The sequence below is a fragment of the Sulfuricurvum sp. genome, assembly GCF_023250475.1.
Classification (GTDB): Bacteria; Campylobacterota; Campylobacteria; order Campylobacterales; family Sulfurimonadaceae; genus Sulfuricurvum.
The window spans coordinates 1-3,670 of the sequence record NZ_JAHFAQ010000166.1; the positions used below are offsets into that span (position 1 = coordinate 1).

General features: G+C 46.0%; 4 protein-coding genes. All 4 read left to right on the top strand.

What is annotated here, in order from left to right:
• The first annotated feature begins 59 nt into the window (after positions 1 to 59).
• Positions 60 to 707 (top strand): ferritin family protein, encoded by a 648-nt coding sequence (locus tag Q0C19_RS11450; RefSeq protein ID WP_295056133.1) that lies wholly within the window; start codon positions 60 to 62, stop codon positions 705 to 707.
• A 250-nt stretch (positions 708 to 957) separates the two neighbouring features.
• The gene (locus tag Q0C19_RS11455) at positions 958 to 2,160 is read left to right on the top strand and encodes a TolC family protein (protein WP_295056136.1); all 1,203 of its coding nucleotides are present in this window, start codon (positions 958 to 960) and stop codon (positions 2,158 to 2,160) included.
• Complete coding sequence (locus tag Q0C19_RS11460) at positions 2,157 to 3,371, top strand: efflux RND transporter periplasmic adaptor subunit (protein ID WP_295056139.1); 1,215 nt, start codon at positions 2,157 to 2,159, stop codon at positions 3,369 to 3,371. The genes Q0C19_RS11455 and Q0C19_RS11460 overlap by 4 nt, the downstream gene beginning before the upstream one ends.
• 2 nt (positions 3,372 to 3,373) lie before the next feature.
• Positions 3,374 to 3,670, top strand: a 297-nt coding sequence (locus Q0C19_RS11465; RefSeq protein WP_295056142.1) for an ATP-binding cassette domain-containing protein, incomplete at its 3' end; no start/stop codon positions are given.

Sequence of the window (3,670 nt, forward strand, 5' to 3'; positions counted from 1 at the left end):
CTTTTTGTTTTTAATTTTTCTGCTATGATTTGTACATACACTATAGAAGAGGAGTTTGAATGCGTCAATACGAAACGTACCACTGTAACACCTGCGGAAACGAAGTCGAAGTCCAAAATGTCGGAGGAGGGACTCTGGTCTGCTGCGGCAAAGAGATGGAGATGACAACCCTTAGCCTCACGGCGGTGAATCTGATGAAAGCATTCGCAGGTGAGAGTATGGCGCGTAACAAATATGAGCTATTTGCCGATATCGCCCGTGATGAAGGGTGGCATGCGGTAGAGCGCCATTTCCGGGAAGCGGCGTTTAACGAGATGTACCATGCCCGCGCCGAGTATAAAGCATATCATAAACTGATCCATGGTTGTGACGTCGATGCTACCATAGCCAATCTTGATACCGCCATGAGTGGAGAAAACTATGAGCATACTGTGATGTATCCGGGATTTAGCGAAATTGCCAAAGCCGAAGGGCATAACGACCTTGCCCGCTTGTTTAACGCCATCGGCAAAGTCGAAGTGGAGCATGAACGCGAATATGCCGCACTGAAAGAGGCGCTGATCGCCGATGGATTCTTTTCGAGCGAAGATGAGGAGATTTGGGTCTGCGAAGTGTGCGGACATATCCATCGAGGTAAAAAACCGCCGGTCGCCTGCCCTCTGTGCAAAGTAGGACGCGAATATTTTAAACGGGAACATCTAGATTAATATTATCCCCTTTTTGGGGATGCGGAGGGTATGATGAAAACACTATGCAAACTCAAAAAAAATGAATTGGCTACCGATTTCAAAAAAATCATCGAGATTGTCATAAAGCCAAAGTATATATGTCAGAAATGTGCACGGGCAGCAAACGAAAAAAAATATTTATGCGACCCGAAAAAGATCTAAGAGAGATGAATACGATGTTTAAACTCCGTTTACAATAAAATTACCGAAATTAGACTACAATGAAAAAATGAAACGGAATATTTTTCTTCTATTGCTCCCATTGTCGCTCATAAGCAGTGACACCACTGCCCTTTTGTCCCCCGAGAAGCAAACGCTTCTCAAACAGCAGCAAGCCATATACGAATCCGAGCATGAAAAGCTCCGCTACAATTGGATTGCTCCGGTTAATTTAAATGCCTCATACAGCTACGACAAAAGTGCTCAGGGAGGTTACCGGAGCGACAGCGAAAACGCATCCGCTTCGATCTCCCAAGATATTTTCCGCTCCGGCGGAATCACCTATCAAATCCGCTATGCCGATACTAAAAAACACACCGATTGGATAACGCTTCAAAAACAGATCGCTGCCTACAATCAACAACTCTTCATCGCCTTGCTCAATTATCAAAAAAACAGTTCATTACGAGAGCAGAGTCTGAAACGACTTGGTAATAGCGAGATAGAGGTCTTTATTAAGCGGCAGCTGTACGATGCCGGAAAAACCGATATCACTGAACTCAATAACGCTCTAATGGGGAAAAGCTCTGAATTAAAGACTCTCAGCTCTCTTAAATACGCCCTTGCCGAGCAACGGTTCGAAATTGCAAAACTAAGTGATATCGATCCGGAAAATATTACTCTTCCGACATTTGAACTGGTTACAGAAGATGATTTTTTTGCTCATCAACTCGATCTTCAATACAGCCGTGCCCGCACTGATACTCTTAAAAATCTCTATGAAGTCACCAACAGCAGCTACCTCCCCTCCATCTCTCTCAACGCAACTGTCGGTTACCGCAACTATGATCCCAAAGAGCTTAACGCGGCGTATAACGGAGAATATTACAGTACAGGGGTTCAGCTCACATTGCCGCTAGCCTATAATGCTTCCGCCGCGATTCAAGAAGCGCGTGCAACCTATCTCCATGAAAATGCCGACAGTGCCGACCGACAGCGGGAATTGACATCCATCTATCGACAGTCGATGGAAAAAATCGAAAGTTATAAAGAGGTCATTACCATTACTTCGCAAAACCTGCTTCTTTACGATGACCTTCTCCGAGCCGTACAAGCAGGTGTCAATGCCGGAACTAAAACAGGATACGATCTGCAAACTCTCAATAATACCAAGTCAATCGAACAAATAGAGATCAAAATCAATGAGATCAATATCCAGATTGAACTTGCCAAACTCCACTTTGCCATTAACCCGTCCAAGGAACTTTTATGAGCCCTTCTACCGATTCGATCAAACAAACCCTTGGATTGGATTTACCGAAAAAATCTCCGTTCAAAAAATATTTTATTATCGTTATTCTCATCGCAATTATTGTGGGAGCAGGATGGTTTTGGGCGCAACAAACTAAACGCGAAACCGCACAATTTCTGACCTCTCCTGCACAAATAAAAGATCTAACGACCACAGTCTCGGCAACAGGGAATCTAGAACCGACCAATACCATTGATGTAGGAATCGAAGTCTCAGGGACCATTACCGATGTGCTGGTGGATTATAACGACCATGTCCGAATCGGACAACTTATGGCACGCATAGACACCACCCGACTCACCTCCAATGTCACCAGCGCCAAAGCTGCGCTGCAGCGCTACCAAGCCAATGTTTCTGTCTCCAAAGTGTCCCTTTCCAATGCCAAAAACGAATGGGAACGTATCCATCAGATGTATACCTCTACAGGCGGAAACTACCCTTCTAAAAAAGAGGTTGACGAAGCTGATAATGGTTTATTATCAGCCAAAGCCGCAGTTGCCGCGGCCATTGCACAGACGCAACAATCCCAAGCGGAACTCGAAGCCGGGGAAGATAACCTCCGAAGAGCGGTCGTAGTTTCCCCGATAGAGGGGATCGTATTAGAGCGGAAAGTGGAACCGGGGCAAACGGTCGTCGCATCAATGCAAACCCCTGTGTTGTTTAAAATGGCTAAAAGTCTGAACACTATGAAAGTTATTGTCAGTGTCGATGAGGCCGATATCGGGGAAGTAAAAGAGCACCAAAGGGTAACCTTCACGGTCGATGCCTATCCGAATCATGAATTTAAAGGGATTATCACGCAACTGCGTCTGAACTCTCAAATGGTAAACGGTGTCGTCACCTACGATGCTGTCGTCGAAGTCCCGAATGATGATCTTCGCCTGCGTCCAGGGATGACTGCCACCGCCCAGATTATCACCGGGGTATTGCACAATATGCTCACAGTTCCTAACGCGGCACTTCGATTTACCCCGCCGAAAGATAAAGATGACAAAACAAAAAAAGCACAGGAAAACGTTAACAGCAGCGGCAAATCGGTGTGGGTTCTACGCGATAACAAGCCGGTTAAAATCGATGTGACCGCCGGAAAAAGTGACGGAATCTCTACCGCAATTCTCACCTCCAAACTCAAACCTAACGATAACGTTATCGTCGGAATTCAAGAGAATTAGGGATGCTCAATTCCGTTATCAACTTTGAGGATGTCACCAAATCGTACGGCGAAGGCGAAGCGGCAGCCTACGCCCTGCGCGGGATCGATTTATCGATTGGGCGTGGAGAATTTGTCGCTATTATGGGTCCCAGCGGATCAGGAAAATCGACGGCCATGAATATTATCGGTTGTCTCGATGTCCCCACCAGAGGACAGTACCTTTTTGAAGGGGTCGATGTCGGTACATTGAGTCGGGATCAGCGTGCCTTGCTGCGACGCAACTACCTCGGATTTATCTTTCAGGGATTAAATCTGCTC